Source organism: Novosphingobium sp. UBA6272 (genome assembly GCF_002440635.1).
Classification (GTDB): Bacteria; Pseudomonadota; Alphaproteobacteria; order Sphingomonadales; family Sphingomonadaceae; genus Novosphingobium.
This window is the reverse complement of sequence record NZ_DJUW01000033.1, coordinates 98,264-116,059: the sequence shown is the minus strand read 5'-3', so window position 1 is coordinate 116,059 and position 17,796 is coordinate 98,264. Positions and strand designations below refer to the sequence as shown.

Here is a 17,796-nt window from a genome sequence, read left to right as displayed (position 1 = left end):
GTGACGGGAAGTTGGGTGTAGGGAGTGCCTCATAATCAGTGCTTCATCATCACATGCCGGGTCGTCATGTAATGCTCAAGGCAATAGACCGAAAGGTCCGATCCATAGCCTGAGCTCTTGACCCCGCCGTGCGGCATCTCGGTAACATTTACCGAATGGGTGTTGATCCAGGTGACGCCATATTCGAGCCGCGCGGCAAAGGCGTTGGCCTTGCCGACGTCGCGGGTCCAGACCGATGAGGCGAGGCCGTATTCGCAGTCATTGGCCCAGTCGAGCGCCTGGCTGTCTTCCGCGAACCGGGTGACCGAGACCACCGGGCCGAACACCTCCTTCTGGACGATCTCGTCCGTATGGCGTGCGCCGGCGATCAGGGTCGGGGCATAGTAATAGCCGGGCCGGTCCGGCGCGTATCCGCCGGTCACCACTTCGGCGGGGGTATCGGCGCGGGCGCGGGCAACGAAGCCGTCGACCCGGTCACGCTGGCGGGCGGTGATCAGCGGGCCAAGCTCGGTCCCGGCCTCGGCCGGATCGCCCAGCCGGATCGCCTCGATCGCGCCCTGCAGATCGGCCACCAGCCGGTCATGGATCGCGGAATGAGCATAGACCCGGCAAGCCGCGGTGCAATCCTGCCCGGCATTGTAATAGCCGCCCTCGGCAATAGCCTCGACCGCAGCCGGGATATCGGCATCGGCCAACACGATCACCGGGGCCTTGCCGCCCAGTTCGAAATGGGTGCGTTTGATCGTGGGTGCGACTGCTTCCATGATCTTGCGGCCGGTCGAAACGTCTCCGGTCAGCGAGACCATCCGCACCCGGGGATGGGCGACCAGCCGAGCGCCGACAGCGGCGCCGTTGCCGGTCACCACGTTGACCACGCCCTCGGGCAGGAATTCGGCACATACTTCGGCCAGCCGCAATGCAGAGAGCGGGGTGTGTTCGCTGGGTTTGAGGACAACCGTGTTCCCGGCCGCGATCACCGGGGCGATCTTCCAGCTGGCCATCATTAGCGGGTAGTTCCACGGCGCGATCCCGACACAAACCCCCAGTGGATCGCGCCGCAGCATCGAGGTGAAACCGGGCCGGTATTCGCCCGCAGGAATCCCCGGCACAGTCCGTGCGGCCCCGGCGAAAAACCGGAACACGTCGACCGTATTGCCGACATCAACCGCCCTGGCCGTGCCGAGCGGCTTGCCGCAGTTGGCCATCTCGAGCGCGGCGAACTCGTCAGCCAGCGCCTCGATCCGGTCGGCGATCTTGAGCATCCGCAGCGAACGTTCCTTTGGCGGCATCCGCGACCAGATCGCAAAGGCCGCTTCGGCAGCCGCCACGGCGCTATCTACCTGTACCCGGCTGGCGCTGGAGATCAGCGCGATCCGCTCTCCGCTGGCCGGATTGTAAACCGGTTCCGGCGCTTCCTCACCGTCCAGCGGGTTACCACCGATGAACTGGCCACGGGGTTCGAACATGATGGAAACCAGCCTCTCTCGCTTGCTTTGGCGACCAACCTAGGCCGCGTGCCGAACGCGGGGAAATACGAAATGGAAAGCGATGCCTATCGGGAAACCCGATAGCGATCAGCCGAGCAGCACCACCGGGCTATCGGCGCGCCAGTGCATCGAGACGCGGTCGTCCCAGGTGAAATGCTCCTGATCGTGGCGCGACAGGTTGGGGCGGGAGACCCGGATCATCGCGCCATTATCAAGCTTGATCTCGTAAAGCGTGATGTCGCCAAGATAGCTCATCCCCTTGATCACCCCGCGCGCCAGATTGTGGTCTTCCGGCGCGTCCTGACCGGCAGCGCGGATCGCTTTGCCTTCACCGGGGACGTGCAGATAGATTTTCTCGGGCCGCAGCGCGATCCAGACATCGGCGCCGTGCGGTCCGGTCACGCCGTGGTTGAGGTAAACCTTGCCCAGACCCGGGCATTCAACCGCTGCACGATCGGGCTCGTCGAGCGTCAGCTTGCCCTCGAACACGTTCACCGATCCCACGAAATCTGCGACGAAGCGGTTGGCCGGGTATTCGTAGAGGTCAGAAGGCGAAGCGAGCTGCGCAATGTCGCCCTTGTTCATCACCGCGATCCGGCTGGCCATCGACAAGGCTTCGTCCTGATCGTGGGTCACGGTGACGAAGGTGATGCCGACCTTGTCCTGCAGGTCGGACAGTTCGAACTGCATCTGCGCGCGCAGCTTGGCGTCGAGCGCGGACAGCGGCTCGTCGAGCAGCAGCACCTTGGGGCGCATCACCAGGCTGCGGGCGAGGGCGACGCGCTGGCGCTGCCCGCCCGACATCTGATCGGGCTTGCGATCCTCGAACCCGCCCAGGCTGACCAGTTGCAAAGCCTCGCGCACCCGCTCGTCACGCTCGGCCCGGCCGACGCCGGCGATCTTCAGGCCATAGCCGACATTCTCCGCCACGCTCATGTGCGGGAACACGGCGTAGGACTGGAACACCATGTTGACCGGTCGCTTGTTGGGCGGGATCCCGGCCATGTCCTGCCCGTCGATCAGGATCTGGCCCTCAGTCGGCAATTCGAACCCGGCGATCATCCGCAGCAAGGTGGTCTTGCCGCAGCCTGACGGCCCCAGCAGCACGAAGAATTCGCCGGACTTGATATCGAGCGAGACATTGTCGACCGCGGTGTGCTTGCCAAAGCGCTTGGTGACGCCGCGGATCTGGATGATGGGATCGGCTTCGGACATGTCAGTGGGTTTCCGCAATGCCCTTCACCCCTTGCAGCTTCAGAGCCACGGCGGTGAGAGCGATGGTAAGGAGGATCAGGATGGTCGATGCGGCATTGACCTCGGGCGTGACCGAGAAGCGCACCATCGAATAGACCTTGACCGGGAAGGTGATCGTATCCGGCCCGCTGGTGAAGAAGGTGATGACGAAATCGTCGAGGCTGAGGGTGAAGGCCAGCAGTGCCCCGGCAACCAGCCCCGGCTTCATGTGCGGCAGCAGGATATCGCGGAAGGTGGCCCATTCGCTGGCGCCCAGGTCCTTGGCGGCTTCCTCCTGCTCGCGGTTGAAGCTGGCCATCCGCGATCGCACCACCATCGCCACGAAGGGGAAGCAGAAGGTGATGTGCGCGATGGTGATCGCCGAGAGGTTGAGCGGCCAGGGCAGGTCAGTTGGCCAGTCAACCTTGGCGAAGAAGATCAGCATTGCCACGCCCATGCAGATTTCGGGGACGATGATCGGCAGGCTCATCACACCTTCAACGGCGCCTTTCAGCGGGAAGCGGAAGCGCCAAAGCATGACCCCGGCGAGTGCCCCCAGTATCACGCTGACGACTGTGGCCAGCGCGGCAATGGTCAGCGAATTGACCAGCGCTTCGACCAGGGTGTCGTTGTTGAGCGCCTTTTCGTAGTATTTCAGGGTGAAGCCCTTCCAGGCGACATTGCGCTTGGAATCGTTGAAGCTGAACACCATCAGCACCAGCAGCGGGGCATAGAGGAACACCAGCGTTGCCCCGACCCACAACCGCATCCAGGTCTTGCGGGTATATTCGAGCGGGGCGACCGGGCGGCGGGCGAACAGGGCCATCAGCGCGCCTCCTTCTTGCGATCGCCGCGCAGCGACTGGATCGCCACCAGGATGAACATCGCGTAGATCAAAAGGAATGATAGCGCCGCGCCGAACGGCCAGTCATTGGCCCGCTTGAACTGGCGCTCGATCACATTGGCGATCATCTGGCTGTCGGTGCCGCCCATCAGGTCAGGCGTCAGATAGGCGCCGAGCGCCGGGATCAAGGTGATCATCACCCCGGCGGCAATACCCGGGCCGGCCAACGGAACCACGATCTTGGTCAGGGTGCGGAAATGCCCCGCGCCCAGATCGAGGCTGGCCTCGATCAGCGACTTGTCGAGCCGGTCGAGCGCGGAATAGAGCGGCAGGACCATGAAGGGCAGGTGGACATAGACCAGCCCCAGAACCACGGCGAAATTGTTGTAGAGCAGCGGGACCGGGGCCCAGGCCTCCAGCGGTTGCAGCCCGACCAGGGTCTTGAGCCAGCTGGCCCCGTCCCACAGCGCGCCGAGCCCGCGGTTGGCATAGCCGTTGGAGCCCATCAGCATCATCAGCGCATAGGTGCGGATCAGCAGATTGGTCCAGAACGGCAGCATGATCGCCAGCAGCAGCCAGGGCCGCCACTTTTCCGCGGCAAAGGTGATCGCCATGGCCACCGGGAACCCGATGATCAGGCAGATCAGCGTCACCAGCGCGGCGACCGCGAGGCTCTTTCCGAAGATCGAAAGATAGAGCCACTCGGTCGCGCGCTTGTAGTTGTCGAGCGTGCCGGTGATGGCGATGTCTGCCGGCCCGGAATTCTGGCCGAAGCTGTAAAGCCAGACGATTCCCATCGGCACCAGGAAGAACAGCACCAGCCAGAACAGCGGCGCGCTGGCAATCGCCGCGAACGGGCGGCGGTGCTGTTTCCAGTCTTGCAGCGACATGGCCTTAGGAAGCCCGAACGCGGGTGAAGGCCTCCTCGTAGAGCGGCTGGAGCTTGGGATTGTACTGGGCGTATTCGCACTTGGCGAGCAGCTCTGCGGGCGGGAAGATCACCGGGTTGTTCTTGTAGTCGTCCGGCATCAGCGCCTTCGCGGCGGCATTGGGGGTGGGGTAGAGGATCGTTTCGGTGATCTTCTTGCCGGCTTCCGCGTCGAGCAGATAGTTGATGAAGGCATGGGCATTCTTCGGGCGCGGTGCACCCTTGGGAATGCACAGGTTGTCCGAATTGAACTGGCTGCCTTCCTTGGGCAGGACGAAGCCGATGTCATCGTCTTCCTTCATCGCCTGCGCGATATCGCCGTTGTATTCCAGCACCAGATCGACTTCGCCCTTCAGCAGCATGTCCTGGCCATTGTCTTCGTGGAACGCCTTGATGTTGGGCTTCTGCTTGATCATCATCGCTTCGATGGTCTTGATATCGGCCTCGGTCAGTCCGTTGACCGACTTGCCCAGATACTTCGCATAGAGCCGGAACATGTCGCCGGCTTCCGAAAGCACCGCGATGCGGCCCTTGTACTCATCTGAATCGAACAGCACCTTCCAGCTGTCGGGCACCGCGTTCACCTTGGACTTGCGATAGCCGATCCCCAGGGTCAGCCAGGTATAGGGCATCGAGTGCTTGCGCTTGGGGTCATAGGCCACGTCGGTATATTCGGGCGCGATGTTCTTGAAGTTGGGGATCAGCGAGTGATCCAGCGGGGTCAGCATATCGGCCGCGGCCATCCGCTCGACGAAATCGTTCGAAGGCACGATCACGTCATAGCCGGCATTGCCCGCGCGCAGCTTGGCGAACAGCTCGTCATTGCTGGCGAACAGCGTCATGTTGACCGCGGCGCCGCCGGCTGCCTGGAAATCGGCCAGGGTCGTTTCGCCGATGTAGGTATCCCAGTTGTAGAAGTTGAGCTTGGGCTCTTCGCCGGTCGGGGCGATCTTGGTGGTGCCGCCGGCTGCCGGTTTCTCGTCCTTCTTGCCGCAGGCCGCCAGTCCGCCCAGGCTGATCCCGATCGCGGCCACGCCCAGCGATTGCAGCAGCGAGCGCCGGCCGAGGCGCAGATTACCCGAGTTTTCGATTCCGCTCATTGCACCACCCCTTATTGGACCCTCTTCTCCACCGGTGATGCTAGCGGCTTGCGCGCGCTTGCCAAGCACCGAAGCGAAGAGAATGCCCGCTCTTGCGCGGGGGGCCAGTAGATTATACGAAGCGATAGCTATCGAAAAAACCGATGAACATCACTTTTCGCCAGATTCGCTACTTCATCGCCGTTGCAGAGGCGCGCTCGGTTTCGGGCGGATCGAGCGCGGTCGGGATCTCGCAAAGCGCGGTGACCGATGCGATCCGCACGCTCGAACTGGAAACCGGGGTCACCCTGTTCCACCGCCATGCCAAGGGCGTGACGCTGACCCGCGAGGGGCATCAGTTCCTGCGCCATGCCCGCTCGATCATCGGCGCGATCGCCGACATGGCCGGCGGGGTCGGCCGCGATCAGGACCAGACTGCGGGCACGGTGCGGATCGGGGTCACCCCGGTGGTGACCGGCTATTTCCTGACCGACCTGCTCAGCCGCTTCCGCAAGCTGTTCCCGCGGATCGAAATCAATCTGGTCGAGGACAAGCGCAGCTATATCGAACACATGCTGGTCGGCGGCGAGCTCGATCTGGCGCTGCTGATCGTCTCCAACCTGGAGGAACGCAGCGCGATCGATCACGAGGTGCTGCTGCGCAGCGAATGCCGCGCCTGGCTCGCGCCCAGCCACCCGCTGTCCGATGTCGACGGGCTGACCCTGGCTGAACTGGAAAACGAACCGGTCGTCGCGCTCCAGCTCGACGAGCTGGAAGGGCTGATCGACGGGATCTGGGGCAAGTTCGACCACCCCCCGCGCGTCGCCTGGCGGACCAGCAGCATGGAGGGCGTCCGAAGTCTGGTCGGCACCGGGGCGGGGATCACCCTGCTGCCCGACCTGGTCTATCGCCCGTGGAGCCTGGACGGCGACCGGATCATCGCCAAACGCACCCGCGAAACGCTGCCGACGGTCGACATCGGCGTCGCCTGGCGAAGACTGACCCGGCACAGCGAGGCGGCGAGTTTGTTTATGGAGACGGTGCACCAGCACCGGCGCTAGTTCCTCCCCCTTGGGGGAGGGGGACCATGCGAAGCATGGTGGAGGGGTACAGGCGAGTGATCCTGACCTCCCCGGCCAGCTCGGGAACACTTGCCTGTACCCCTCCACCACCTGCGGTGGTCCCCCTCCCCGTTCCGGGGAGGAACTAGGCGTTCCTTAAGTACCAGACATAATCCAGCTCGGTCACTTCGGCCATGAACCGGGCCATCTCGACGCCCTTCACCGTCGTGTAGTGCTTCACGAACCGCTCCCCCAGGTACTGCTTCATCAGCGCGGACTTCTCGAAGGCTTCGATCGCGGCGGCCCAGTGGTTGGGCAGGCGGATGTCGGCGCCTTCGGCTTCATAGCCGTTGCCGACCACCGCCGGGCCCGGATCGATCTGGTTCTTGATCCCGTGAAGCTGCGCGGCGAGCACGGCTGCCATCGCGAGGTACGGATTGGCGTCGGCCCCGCAGATGCGGTGCTCGACATGGCGCGAGGCGGGTGAGCCAGCGGGAATGCGCAGCGAAACGGTGCGATTGTTGACTCCCCAAGTCGCCGCGACCGGGGCATAGGAATTCGCCTTGAAGCGGCGGAACGAGTTGGCGTTGGGGGCAAAGATCGCCATCGAATCCGCCAGCAGCGCCTTCATCCCGCCGATCGCATGGCGCAGCAGCTCGGTGCCTTCAGGCTTTTCGCTGGCAAAAGCGTTCTTGCCCTGCGCGTCGTTCATCGAGATGTGCAGGTGCATGCCGCTGCCGGCGGTTTCGGCGAAGGGCTTGGCCATGAAGGTCGCCTCCATCCCGTGCTTCACCGCCACGCCCTTGACCAGGCGCTTGTACATGATCGCATCGTCGGTGGCGCGCAGCGCGTCGGGCTTGTGCCGCAGGGTGAATTCGAACTGGCCGGGGGCGTACTCCGAAATCCCGCTCTCGAGCGGCAGGCCCTGGATATCGCAGGCCTCGTACAGCTCGTCGAAGAACGGCTTGAGGTCTTCCATCTCGCGCAGGCCATAGACCTGGATGTCGCTGGAACGGTGATCGGTCAGCTGGCCGCGCGCGGGAACCGGGCGGCCGTCCTCCAGATCGCAGAGATAGAATTCGAGCTCGACCGCGACCACCGGGGTCAGGCCTTCAGCGGCCAGCCCGTCGATCACCTTGCCCAGCACGTGGCGCGGGTCGAGGTCATTGGGGGTGCCGTCAAGCTCGTAGAAGCTGGTCAGGAACTGCGCGGCATTCTCGCCCAGCCACGGCGCGCGGACCAGGGTGCCGGGGACGGGGTAGACGTAGCGGTCGGCATCGCCGTCTTCCCAGACCAGCCCGGTCTCCTCGCAGTCGCGTCCGGTGATATCGACCACCAGCACCGATCCGGGCAGGAACCGGCCGCTTTCATAAACCGCGATCACCTCATGCTGGCGCAGCCGCTTGCCGCGCGGCACGCCGCACATGTTGGTGAAGATGATGTCGATCGCATCGATATCGGGATTGGCCGCAAAGAAGTCGGTCGCTTCCTGGGCCAGGGCGCGCTTGTTTGAGCTTTCTGCAGGCATGGTAATCTATCCAATCAGCGTCTTGAGGCAGTCGTCGAGCACTTCGGCCAGGCGGTCAACCTGGGACTGGGTGGTGGCGGGACTGACCAGGGTCATGTTGTGGAACGGCGCGATCAGCACGCCGCGGTTGATCAGGAACAGATGGAGCGCGTGTTCCAGCGCTCCGTGCATCTTGGCGCGGGCCTCGGTGCCGTTGCGGGCCGGCTCGGCCTCACAGATGAACTCGCCGCGGCTGCCGATGTGGGTGACGTGCCAATCGAGCCCGCGTCGCGCGATCACTTCGCGCAGCTGTTCGGCAAGCTTTTCCGCCAGCGGCAGCATGTGATCGTAGGCTGCCGGGGTCATCACTTCGGTCAGGCAGGCGCGCATGGCGGCCAGCGCCAGGGCATTGGCCGATAGCGTGGTGCCGATCCCGGAATGGCCCTTTTCGCCTTCGTCGCGGAGCCGCTCCATCCGTTCGGCCACCTCGGCGGTGAAGCCATAGACCGCACAGGGAACGCCGCCGGCCACAGGCTTGCCCAGCACGAACATATCGCCCGGCGGTCCTAATGTGGCGCTATAGCCCCCGTAACCGGTGCTTATCGTGTGCGTCTCGTCCCAGACCAGCAGGGTGCCATGCCGGGCGGTCAGCGCGCGCAGGGCTTCCAGATGGCCGGGATCGGGCAGGACCATGCCGACATTGGTCATCGCCGGTTCGGCCAGTACGCAGGCAATATCACCCCCGGCGAGTGCGGCCTCCAGCGCGGGCAGATCGTTGAATTCGATCACCACGGTATGCTCGCGCACATCATAGACCTGGCCGACCAGGCTGCAGCGCAGCTCGGGCAAGCCGTCGCGCAGGTCGACGAACACATCGTCGACCGCGCCGTGATAGCAGCCGTTGAAGACCAGCACCTTGCTGCGCCCGGTAATCCCGCGGCACCAGCGAATCACCGCGCGGTTGGCCTCGCTGGCGCTGCTGGTGACCTGCCAGAACGGCAGCTTGAAGCGCTTTGCCAATTCATCCGCAACCACCACCGCGTCTTCGGTCGGGAGCATGTAGGTGAGGCCCCGCGCGCCCTGCCGGGCCAATGCGGCGGCGACCGGGGCGGGGGAATGACCGAACATCGATCCGGTGTCACCCAGGCAGAAATCGTCATAGCGGTGCCCGTCAACGTCCCACAGTTCCGCGCCAATCGCCTTGTCAGCAAACAGCGGGAAGGGGGTGTCCCAATCGAGCATCCAGTGGAACGGGACACCCCGGTGCCAGTGCCGCGCCGCCGCTTTGGCCAGCTCGGCCGAGCGCGGGTTGGCGGCACCATAGCGTTCCCGCTCGGCGGCCAGCATGGCGGCGATGGCGGCGCCAGCGATCACAGCCGGTCCCTCAGCGCGTAATAGAGCATCCCCAGCACCGACAGCGGGTGGCGCAGCAGCGGCCCGCCGGGGAAGGGGCGGCCCGGCAACTGGGCGAACAGGTCGAACCTCTCGGCGGTGCCCTGCATCGCCTCGGCGATCAGCTGGCCGGCGAGCGTTGTCACCAGCACCCCGTGACCGGACCAGCCGTGGGCATAAAACGCATTGCCGATCCGCCCCATATGCGGCAGCCGGTTGAAAGTGACGCCAACCATCCCGCCCCAGGCATGCTCGATCGGAACGCCCTTGAGCTGCGGAAAGACCCGTTCGAGATAGCGCCGGACGAACCCGGCAACATCGGCCGGCGGGCGCGGGGTGTACTTCTCGCCCCCGCCGAAGATCAGCCGGTTGTCAGCGGATAGCCGGTAATAGTTGAGCACGAACTTGCTGTCCGCCACCGCCGCGCCCGAGGGGATCAGGGCCCTGGCCTGGGCTTCGGACAGCGGCGCGGTGGCGACATTGTAGTTGGCGATGCCCATGGTCATCCGGCCCAGCCGGGGCTCAAGCTCGCCCATCGCGGTATCGCAGGCCAGCACGGCATAGCGCGCGGTGACCTTGCCCTTGGCGGTGCGGGCCACGACCGGACTGCCATGGTCGATCGCAGTCACCCGGCTGCCTTCGAAGATCCGCACGCCAGCCTTGATCGCCGCCTCGGCCAGGCCAAGGGCATAGTTGAGCGGGTGGAGATGCCCGCCGTTCATGTCGATCATTCCGCCATGGTAGATCGGACTGGCGACGAAATCGCGGACGTCCCCGGCGCTGACGATCGATGACAAGGGATAGTCGACGAGCCGCCGCAGACAATCGAGTTCGCGCTTCATGTCGTCGAGGTGTTCGCGTTTGGCAGCGGCGTGAAAATGGCCGTGGCGCAGGTCACAGGCGATTGCATGCTGCTTGATCCGGCCGCGGACCAGATCCCCGGCGCTGTTGGCCAGCAGGATCAGGCGGCGGGCATGATCCTCGCCGAAGTGCCTGACGAGTTCGCAGGCGCCCCAGCGCAACCCTGGGATCATCTGCCCGCCGTTGCGCCCCGAAGCGCCCCAGCCGATCCGCTCGGCCTCCAGCAGCATGACCGAGAACCCGGCCTCTGCGGCATGCAGCGCGGCAGACAGGCCGGTAAAGCCCCCGCCGATCACGACCAGATCGGCGGCCTCGTCACCCGCCAAAACGGGCTGGGCTGGAAACGGATTGGCGGTTGCCGCGTAATAAGACGGCGCGTGCGGCAGCATCCTAAACCTTCAGCAGCAGGTGTTCGCGCTCCCACGATGAAATCACCGACTGGTAGGCGTAAAGCTCGGCGTCCTTGATCGCCCAGAACACTTCGAAGAACTCTTCGCCCAGCAGGCTCTTCACCGGCTTGCATTGGTAAAACCGGTCGAGCGAAGCCTCGAGCGTGCGGGGCAGCGTGCGGGCCCGGTTATAGGCGTTGCCTTCCAGCATCTTGGGCGGAACCATCCGCTCTACCATGCCGACATAGCCGCAGATCAGCGAGGCGGCGATGGCCAGGTAGGGGTTCGAATCCGCCCCCGGGAGGCGGTTCTCGACCCGGCGGTCCTTGGCTTCGGAAATCGGCACGCGGAACCCGCAGGAACGGTTGTCGCTGCCCCAGTGGACGTTGATCGGGGCGGCGGTATCGGGCCGCATCCGCCGGAACGAGTTCACATTGGGTGCGACCATCGGCAGGATCTGCGGCATCAGCCGGACCAGCCCGGCGATATGGCTGCGGAACAGCGCCGAATCCTTGCCGTTGTTGGTCGAAAAGACGTTCCGGCCGGTCTCCATGTTGAGCACCGACTGGTGGATGTGCATGGCGCTGCCCGGCTGATCGGTCATCGGCTTGGCCATGAAGGTCGCATAGACCCCGTGTTCCAGCGCGACCTGGCGGACGATCCGCTTGAACAGCAGCACCTGGTCAGCCAGCGCCAGCGGATTGCCGTGGATGAAGTTCACTTCGAGCTGGGCGGCACCTGCCTCGTGAATCATCGTGTCGATGTTGAGTTCGGCCTTTTCGCACCAGTCATAGATCTGCTCGATGATCTCTTCGAACTCGCCCAGCGCCTCCAGCCCGAAGGCTTCGCTGGCGGTTTCGGCGCGGCCCGAGCGGCCCGGCGGCGGAACCAGCGGAAAGTCCGCGTCGATGTTCTTGGTGACCAGATAGAATTCGGCCTCCGGCGCGATCACCGGCTGCCAGCCCTTGGCCTCGTACAGCGAAAGCACCTTCTTCAGGATCTGCCGCGGGGCGATCTCCACCGCCTTGCCCGAGGCATGATAGCCGTCGCAGATCACATAGGCGGTCGGCGTCTTGAAGCCCGGCGCCTCGCGAATGGTCGAGGCGTCGGGGACCAGGATCAGGTCGGGATCGAAATCGGGTACGATATGCTCGATATCGTCGGGATAGCCGCCGGTGACGGTGACGATGAAGACGCTACCGGGGATGCGCAGCGTGCGGTCAGTCACCGATTTGATGAACTTGCCGGCCGGAAGTACCTTGCCGCGCTGGATCCCGTTGATATCCGGGACAATGCATTCCACCTCGCTGATCCCGCGATCCTTGATCCAGCTGGCGATGTCGGTGGTCATGTTGGGTCTCGATGGTAACGGCGGATGCGGGGCGCTTCACCCGGCATCCGCCTATCCTAGCTTAGAACCCGAACTTGAGCGAGGCTACCACCGTCGCATCGCCGGCCGTGGTCAGCGAATGGGCCGTATCGACATAGTCGACCGAACCGGTGAGCCCGCTGCCAAGATCGACGCTGAGGCCCAGCAGCCAGTCCTTCTTGTGATCGGCAAAGGCGCCGTTCTCGAACCCGAAGGTGCCGTGGACCGAAACCGGTCCCTTGCCCAGCGGAGCCTCGCCCGAGATGTAGACATAGGTGTTGTCGTTGCCGCCCAGGTTGTCCTGCTTGGGGGCATAGGCTACACCGACCTTCATGTCTGCCGGGCCGACCTTGGTGCCGACCGCGCCATAGACTTCGAAATAGTTGAAGCCGGCATTGTCGAGGTAGGTGTAGTATATCCCACCGACATCGAGGTTGACGTTGCCGACGTCCTTGGAAAAGCCGACCGTCCAGTCAACCTCCAGGTCATCGGCCTTGCCGGTGCCGAGATCGGCGTTCGATGCCCAGGCCGAGGCATAAAAGCCGGATTCGTGCGTCACGCCTACTGAAAGCGTCGCTTCGGGATCCTTGCCCGAGAGCGAGATGCCGCGAAAGCGGTAGTCGCTCAGCACGCCGATTTCGCCTTCCAGATCCCAGGTCGGGGTCGCTTCTTCCCCGGCGGCGGCTTCTTCGGCATGGGCGACGGCCGGAATTGCGGCGAACGGCACGGCCAGCGCGGCGGCGGCCAGCAGATGCGTAATTTTCATTTTGCAGTCCCCTCATCTTTTTTACGCGAACGATCGTGCTTGCTGGTTTACCGGGGTCGGACGCGGGCGATATGGCTTATTGCTCGTACCATCCAACCCGCGCCTGCGACCACAAGGGGCCCCGGCCGATCATTGCAGAAAGGCAGCATGGCGGCAAATTGCCCGTAATGCCAATGGGATTTATTGGAGCTATGGCTATCGGCTTTTCCGATAGGCAAGCTTGATCCGAACCGAATAGCTTCACTCAACCGTCCAACCTATCACCTATGCTCAGCGCCACGGAGTAGCCATGTCACAGGGTAACGACCTTTCCGCTTTCTGGATGCCATTCACCGATAACCGCGGGTTCAAGGCCCAGCCGCGGATGTTCGCTTCGGCACAGGGCATGCATTACACCGCTACCGCCGGGCACAAGGTCCTCGATGCCACGGGCGGGCTGTGGTGCAGCAACGCCGGGCACTGCCGCGCGCCGATTGTCGAGGCGATCCGGGCTATGGCCGGCGAGCTCGACTTTGCTCCGACTTTCCAGCTTGCCCATCCCAAGGCCTTCGAAGCGGCGTCGCGGCTGGCGCTGCTGATGCCGGAAGGGCTGGACCGGATCTTCTTTACCAATTCGGGATCGGAAAGCGTCGATACCGCGCTCAAGATCGCGCTCGCTTATCAGCGTTCGCGCGGGCAGGGCAGCCGGACCCGCCTGATCGGGCGTGAGCGCGGCTATCACGGGGTTGGCTTCGGCGGCATCTCAGTCGGCGGGATCGTCACCAACCGCCGTCAGTTCGGGACGCTCCTGGCCGGGGTCGATCACATGCGCCACACGCACGATCTCGCCCGCAATGCCTTCAGCCGGGGCCTGCCCGAGCATGGCGCGGAGCTGGCCGACGATCTGGAGCGGATTGTTGCGCTGCACGGGGCCGATACCATCGCGGCGGTCATTGTCGAGCCGGTGGCGGGCTCCACCGGGGTGCTGATCCCGCCGCAGGGTTATCTGCAGCGGCTGCGCGAAATCTGCGATCGCCACGATATCCTGCTGATCTTCGATGAAGTGATCACCGCTTTCGGCCGGGTCGGCAAGGCCACCGCCAGCGAGCGCTTCGGGGTCACGCCGGACCTGATCACGATGGCCAAGGGGCTCACCAATGCCACGGTGCCGATGGGCGCGGTCGCGGTGCGGCGCGAGATCTACGAGACCGTGGTCGGCAATGCCGGGCCGGGGATCGAGCTGTTCCACGGCTATACCTATTCGGGCCACCCGCTGGCGGCGGCTGCGGCCTGCGCCGCGCTCGATCTCTATGCCGCCGAAGGGCTGTTCGAACGGGCGATCGAGCTGGAGAGCTATTGGGGCGACGCGGTTCATTCGCTGAAGGACGCGCGCCACGTGATCGATTGCCGCAATATCGGCCTGATCGGCGGGATCGAACTGGAACCGCGCCCGGGCGCCCCGACCAAGCGGGCGATGGAAGCCTTCCACCGGGCTTTCGATCAGGGCCTGCTGATCCGCGTCACCGGGGATATCATCGCACTGTCCCCGCCGCTGATCCTCGAGAAAAGCCACATCGATGAGATCTTCGGGAAGATCCGCGAAGTGCTGGCGACGATCGACTAACTGAGCGCGCGGGCCACGCTGACGAACTCGGCCACGGTCAGCGTTTCGGCGCGGCGCTGCGGATCGATGCCGAGCTGATCCAGCGCGGCGAGCGCGCCGGGCAGCCCCTTCAGGCTTTGCCGCAGCATCTTGCGGCGCTGGCCAAAGGCTGCCTCGGTCACCCGTTCGAGCATCCGCGCCGATACGCCTTCCGGCATCGCCGCCGGAGTAACATGAATGATCGCGCTCATTACCTTGGGCGGCGGCGTAAAGGCGCTGCGGTGGACCTTCATCGCCAGCCGCGCCTCTGACCGCCACTGCGCCAGCACCGCCAGCCGGCCATAGGCATCGCTGCCGGCCTCGGCGACGATCCGATTGGCCACCTCAAGCTGGAACATCAGCGTCAGCGAGGCCCATTGCGGCGGCCAGCTTTCGCCGCCCAGCCAGCCGGTGAACAGCGCGGTGCCGACGTTGTAGGGCAGGTTGGCAACGATGTGGAACGGGCCCTCGATGCCGTGGGCGACCTTTGTGGCATCGCCGTGGATCACCCGCAGCTGGCCCGGAAAGGCCTCGTCCAGCTCGGCCAGCGCGGGCAGGCAGCGCCGGTCCATCTCGACTGCGGTAACCTGCGCCCCGGCACGCAGCAAGGCGCGGGTCAGGCCGCCCGGTCCGGGGCCGACCTCCAACACCTGCTGACCCTGTAGCTTGCCCGGGATCGCGGCAATCCGATCGAGCAGTTGCTCGTCGAACAGGAAATTCTGGCCCAGCGCCTTGCTGGCGAACAGCCCATGGCGATTGATCACTTCGCGCAGCGGCGGAAGATCAGTCATCGTAAAGCCCAAGCCGCCGCAAGGCGCAGTCTCCGGCCATCCGGATCGCCGCGATCATAGCCCCGGGATCGGCCCGGCCGGTCCCGGCAATGGCAAATGCGGTGCCGTGATCGGGGCTGGTGCGGACCACCGGCAGGCCCAGGGTGACATTGACCCCTTCATCGAAATCGAGTGCCTTGAGCGGGATCAGCGCCTGATCATGGTACATGCACAACGCCACGTCGTAGGTTTTGCGCGCACGGGCGGTGAACAGCGCGTCGGGCGGATGCGGCCCGGTTACGGCCAGGCCCTCGGCCAGCAGATGCGCAATCGCGGGGGCGATGATCCGCGCTTCCTCATCCCCCATGCGGCCTTCCTCACCGGCATGAGGGTTGAGCCCGGCAATCGCGATGCGCGGATTGGCGATCCCGAAGTCGCGGATCAGGGCCATGGCGACAATCCGGGCCTTGCGCTCGATCAGCGCCGAGTTCAGCTGCCCTGGCACTTCGGACAAGGCAATGTGGACCGTCAGAGGCACCGCGCGCAGCTGTGGTCCGGCCAGCATCATCACCGCATCACCGGGGGCATAACCGCAGGCATAGGCCACGAATTCGGTCTGGCCAGGATGTTCGAAGCCGACTTCGGCCAGACGCGCCTTGGATACCGGGGCCGTGACAATGCCGGCCACTTCACCGGCCCGGGCCAGCCCGGTCGCTTCGCGCAGGCTGGCCAAGGCCAGCGCGGCACCATCACGGTCCGGTTCACCCGGCCGATAGTCTCCATCGGCTCCGTCGAGCACCGGCAGGGCATGATCGAAGCAATCGAGCGCTTCATGCGGATGGAAGACGGCCCGCACCGGAACCTGCAACCCCCGCCGCTTGGCAGCGGCGCGCAGGATTTCGGGCCCACCGGTGACCAGAAACGGCATTAGTCCATGCGTGTGACGCGCGGCCCAGGCCGCCGCGATCAATTCGGGGCCGACTCCGGCGGGGTCGCCCAGCGATACCGCGAGCGGCGCCCCCTCCATCGCCAGATCAGTCGCCGTAATCGATCACCGCATCGCGGCGAAGGTCGCGCATGTAGGTCTGGGCGCGCCGGTTGATCCGCTCATCCTCAAGCTGGGCCTGAACTTCTTCGAAGTTGACTGAGCCACCAGCCTTGGGATCATCGCGGCCGCACAGCATCAGCACCCGGACTCCGTCCTGGATCGAACCGAACGGCGGGGTGGTTTCACCCAGTTGCAGGCCGAGGACCAGTTCCTGCAACGGCCCCGGCAGGTCGCGCGCCTTGATCGCCTCGTTGTTGACCACTTCGGCGCCAAGCTGACCAGCTATCGCATCGGCGGCGGCGCAGCCCTTGGCGGCCTTGATCTTGGCGGCGAAATCCTGGGCCCGGGCTGTAGCTTGGGCTTCGGTGGTTCCGGCCGGGAAGCTGATCGCGATCTGCTTGAGGTTGAGCGTGGCATCGCGCGGATCGGCGGTCAGCACCTTGCGCTTGTCGATCAGCACCACGATCGAGAACCCGCCGCGTACTTCGATCGGGCCAGCGAGCTGGCCAGGCTGGAGCGTCTGGACCACCGGATCGAGCTCCGGCGGGAGAACGCCAGCGCGAATCCAGCCGAGATCGCCGCCGACTGAAGCGGTCGAAGCTTCTGAGAATTGCCGGGCATAGCCGACAAAGCTGCCGCCCTTTTGCAGCTGTTCGACGATCTTCATCGCGTTCTGCATCACGGCGTCGCGGTTTTCGGGATTGGCCGAAAGGAAGATTTCGCCAACCCGGTATTCTTCGCTGCCGCGCGCGGCTTCCTGGCGGGTGATGTTTTCGCGAACCTCGTCCTCGGAAACATTGACGAACGGGGTAACATTGCGGCGCAGCAGCCGCTGCCACGAAAGTTCGCCACGGATCTGGCGCTTCAGTGAATTGGGCGAGGATCCGATCTTGGCCAGATAGGCATCGAGCTGCTTGGGGTCCTGGCCGAAGTTCTGCCGGGCGATCCGCTCATAGCTCGCATCGACCTCGGCCTCATCGACTGCCATGTCCTGGGCCCGGGCTTCCTGAATCTGGAGCGTTTCGTCCATCAGATTACGCAGCACCTGCTGGCGCAAGCGGCCCAGTTCCTCTTCACCGATCTTGCCGCCGCTGGCCGCGACGATCAGCGCGACGCGCTGGTCGATATCGGTGCCGGTGATCACTTCGCCGTTGATGATCACGGTGGCCTTGCGGACATTGGGATCGTTCTTGCCGAAAATCACGGGGTTGTCGGGCAGGGCCAGATTGCCGCCCTGGGTGGGCGGCACATCCTGTGCGGCGACCACAACCGGCGCGCACAGGGCAAGGGCAGCGGCGGAGAGGGCATAGCTGTGAAGACGGGTAAGGCGGAAGCGCAAGGGGCGTGTCACCGTGTAAAATTCCCAATAGAGACGGGCGAAAGCCGCGCCAGACTTGCCGGGGCCAATGCCGAACGCTGGCTTAACCTTGGCTGACGCAAG

15 protein-coding genes are annotated in these 17,796 nt (G+C 64.6%); 2 read left to right on the top strand and 13 right to left on the bottom strand.

The window, feature by feature from the left end:
• Positions 1 to 35: 35 nt before the first annotated feature.
• The 5 genes from B2V17_RS15545 to B2V17_RS15525 form a co-directional block, all read right to left on the bottom strand.
• The gene (locus tag B2V17_RS15545; RefSeq protein WP_292999255.1) at positions 36 to 1,466 is read right to left on the bottom strand and encodes a gamma-aminobutyraldehyde dehydrogenase; all 1,431 of its coding nucleotides are present in this window, start codon (positions 1,464 to 1,466) and stop codon (positions 36 to 38) included.
• Between the two features lie 108 nt (positions 1,467 to 1,574).
• Positions 1,575 to 2,702: an ABC transporter ATP-binding protein gene (locus B2V17_RS15540; RefSeq protein WP_292999253.1), complete on the bottom strand. Its 1,128-nt coding sequence runs from the start codon at positions 2,700 to 2,702 to the stop codon at positions 1,575 to 1,577.
• Between the two features lies 1 nt (position 2,703).
• The gene (locus tag B2V17_RS15535; protein ID WP_292999251.1) at positions 2,704 to 3,546 is read right to left on the bottom strand and encodes an ABC transporter permease; all 843 of its coding nucleotides are present in this window, start codon (positions 3,544 to 3,546) and stop codon (positions 2,704 to 2,706) included.
• The gene (locus B2V17_RS15530; protein WP_292999249.1) at positions 3,546 to 4,454 is read right to left on the bottom strand and encodes an ABC transporter permease; all 909 of its coding nucleotides are present in this window, start codon (positions 4,452 to 4,454) and stop codon (positions 3,546 to 3,548) included. Before B2V17_RS15530 ends, B2V17_RS15535 begins: the two co-directional genes overlap by 1 nt.
• A gap of 4 nt (positions 4,455 to 4,458) precedes the next feature.
• A complete protein-coding gene (locus tag B2V17_RS15525; protein WP_292999247.1) occupies positions 4,459 to 5,592 on the bottom strand; it encodes an ABC transporter substrate-binding protein in 1,134 nt (377 codons plus the stop codon).
• A gap of 143 nt (positions 5,593 to 5,735) precedes the next feature.
• Between B2V17_RS15525 and B2V17_RS15520 the strand changes: the two genes are divergently transcribed.
• Positions 5,736 to 6,632 carry a LysR family transcriptional regulator gene (locus B2V17_RS15520; protein ID WP_292999245.1) on the top strand — a complete coding sequence of 299 codons (897 nt, stop codon included), beginning with the start codon at positions 5,736 to 5,738 and terminating at the stop codon, positions 6,630 to 6,632.
• A gap of 145 nt (positions 6,633 to 6,777) precedes the next feature.
• On the opposite strand, the gene B2V17_RS15515 is transcribed toward B2V17_RS15520, so the two are convergent.
• The 5 genes from B2V17_RS15515 to B2V17_RS15495 all read right to left on the bottom strand — a co-directional run bounded on the left by B2V17_RS15515 (position 6,778) and on the right by B2V17_RS15495 (position 12,916).
• Positions 6,778 to 8,160: a glutamine synthetase family protein gene (locus B2V17_RS15515; protein ID WP_292999243.1), complete on the bottom strand. Its 1,383-nt coding sequence runs from the start codon at positions 8,158 to 8,160 to the stop codon at positions 6,778 to 6,780.
• A gap of 6 nt (positions 8,161 to 8,166) precedes the next feature.
• Positions 8,167 to 9,513 carry an aspartate aminotransferase family protein gene (locus B2V17_RS15510; protein WP_292999241.1) on the bottom strand — a complete coding sequence of 449 codons (1,347 nt, stop codon included), beginning with the start codon at positions 9,511 to 9,513 and terminating at the stop codon, positions 8,167 to 8,169.
• Positions 9,510 to 10,781 carry an NAD(P)/FAD-dependent oxidoreductase gene (locus B2V17_RS15505; RefSeq protein ID WP_292999239.1) on the bottom strand — a complete coding sequence of 424 codons (1,272 nt, stop codon included), beginning with the start codon at positions 10,779 to 10,781 and terminating at the stop codon, positions 9,510 to 9,512. Before B2V17_RS15505 ends, B2V17_RS15510 begins: the two co-directional genes overlap by 4 nt.
• 1 nt (position 10,782) lies before the next feature.
• Positions 10,783 to 12,132, bottom strand: a complete 1,350-nt coding sequence (locus B2V17_RS15500; RefSeq protein ID WP_292999237.1) for a glutamine synthetase family protein — start codon at positions 12,130 to 12,132, stop codon at positions 10,783 to 10,785.
• Between the two features lie 61 nt (positions 12,133 to 12,193).
• A complete protein-coding gene (locus B2V17_RS15495) occupies positions 12,194 to 12,916 on the bottom strand; it encodes a TorF family putative porin (RefSeq protein WP_292999235.1) in 723 nt (240 codons plus the stop codon).
• A 289-nt stretch (positions 12,917 to 13,205) separates the two neighbouring features.
• Here B2V17_RS15495 and B2V17_RS15490 point away from each other — a divergent pair, with 289 nt between their 5' ends.
• The gene (locus B2V17_RS15490; RefSeq protein ID WP_292999233.1) at positions 13,206 to 14,519 is read left to right on the top strand and encodes an aspartate aminotransferase family protein; all 1,314 of its coding nucleotides are present in this window, start codon (positions 13,206 to 13,208) and stop codon (positions 14,517 to 14,519) included.
• On the opposite strand, the gene rsmA is transcribed toward B2V17_RS15490, so the two are convergent.
• The 3 genes from rsmA to B2V17_RS15475 are packed head-to-tail and all read right to left on the bottom strand — an operon-like array spanning position 14,516 to position 17,706.
• Positions 14,516 to 15,328 carry a 16S rRNA (adenine(1518)-N(6)/adenine(1519)-N(6))-dimethyltransferase RsmA gene (gene rsmA, locus B2V17_RS15485; protein WP_292999231.1) on the bottom strand — a complete coding sequence of 271 codons (813 nt, stop codon included), beginning with the start codon at positions 15,326 to 15,328 and terminating at the stop codon, positions 14,516 to 14,518. The two genes, B2V17_RS15490 and rsmA, sit on opposite strands and share 4 nt — an antisense overlap.
• Positions 15,321 to 16,334: a 4-hydroxythreonine-4-phosphate dehydrogenase PdxA gene (pdxA, locus tag B2V17_RS15480; protein WP_292999229.1), complete on the bottom strand. Its 1,014-nt coding sequence runs from the start codon at positions 16,332 to 16,334 to the stop codon at positions 15,321 to 15,323. The genes rsmA and pdxA overlap by 8 nt, the downstream gene beginning before the upstream one ends.
• Before the next feature lie 7 nt (positions 16,335 to 16,341).
• Positions 16,342 to 17,706 carry a peptidylprolyl isomerase gene (locus B2V17_RS15475; protein ID WP_414690823.1) on the bottom strand — a complete coding sequence of 455 codons (1,365 nt, stop codon included), beginning with the start codon at positions 17,704 to 17,706 and terminating at the stop codon, positions 16,342 to 16,344.
• Positions 17,707 to 17,796: the final 90 nt, after the last annotated feature.

Excerpts from the sequence above, each read along its gene's own strand:
- B2V17_RS15545 (WP_292999255.1), bottom strand. The coding sequence starts at position 1,466 with ATGTTCGAACCCCGTGGCCAGTTCATCGGTGGTAACCCGCTGGACGGT.
- B2V17_RS15540 (WP_292999253.1), bottom strand. The coding sequence starts at position 2,702 with ATGTCCGAAGCCGATCCCATCATCCAGATCCGCGGCGTCACCAAGCGC.
- B2V17_RS15535 (WP_292999251.1), bottom strand. The coding sequence starts at position 3,546 with ATGGCCCTGTTCGCCCGCCGCCCGGTCGCCCCGCTCGAATATACCCGC.
- B2V17_RS15530 (WP_292999249.1), bottom strand. The coding sequence starts at position 4,454 with ATGTCGCTGCAAGACTGGAAACAGCACCGCCGCCCGTTCGCGGCGATT.
- B2V17_RS15525 (WP_292999247.1), bottom strand. The coding sequence starts at position 5,592 with ATGAGCGGAATCGAAAACTCGGGTAATCTGCGCCTCGGCCGGCGCTCG.
- B2V17_RS15520 (WP_292999245.1), top strand. The coding sequence starts at position 5,736 with ATGAACATCACTTTTCGCCAGATTCGCTACTTCATCGCCGTTGCAGAG.
- B2V17_RS15515 (WP_292999243.1), bottom strand. The coding sequence starts at position 8,160 with ATGCCTGCAGAAAGCTCAAACAAGCGCGCCCTGGCCCAGGAAGCGACC.
- B2V17_RS15505 (WP_292999239.1), bottom strand. The coding sequence starts at position 10,781 with ATGCTGCCGCACGCGCCGTCTTATTACGCGGCAACCGCCAATCCGTTT.
- B2V17_RS15500 (WP_292999237.1), bottom strand. The coding sequence starts at position 12,132 with ATGACCACCGACATCGCCAGCTGGATCAAGGATCGCGGGATCAGCGAG.
- B2V17_RS15495 (WP_292999235.1), bottom strand. The coding sequence starts at position 12,916 with ATGAAAATTACGCATCTGCTGGCCGCCGCCGCGCTGGCCGTGCCGTTC.
- B2V17_RS15490 (WP_292999233.1), top strand. The coding sequence starts at position 13,206 with ATGTCACAGGGTAACGACCTTTCCGCTTTCTGGATGCCATTCACCGAT.
- rsmA (WP_292999231.1), bottom strand. The coding sequence starts at position 15,328 with ATGACTGATCTTCCGCCGCTGCGCGAAGTGATCAATCGCCATGGGCTG.
- pdxA (WP_292999229.1), bottom strand. The coding sequence starts at position 16,334 with ATGGAGGGGGCGCCGCTCGCGGTATCGCTGGGCGACCCCGCCGGAGTC.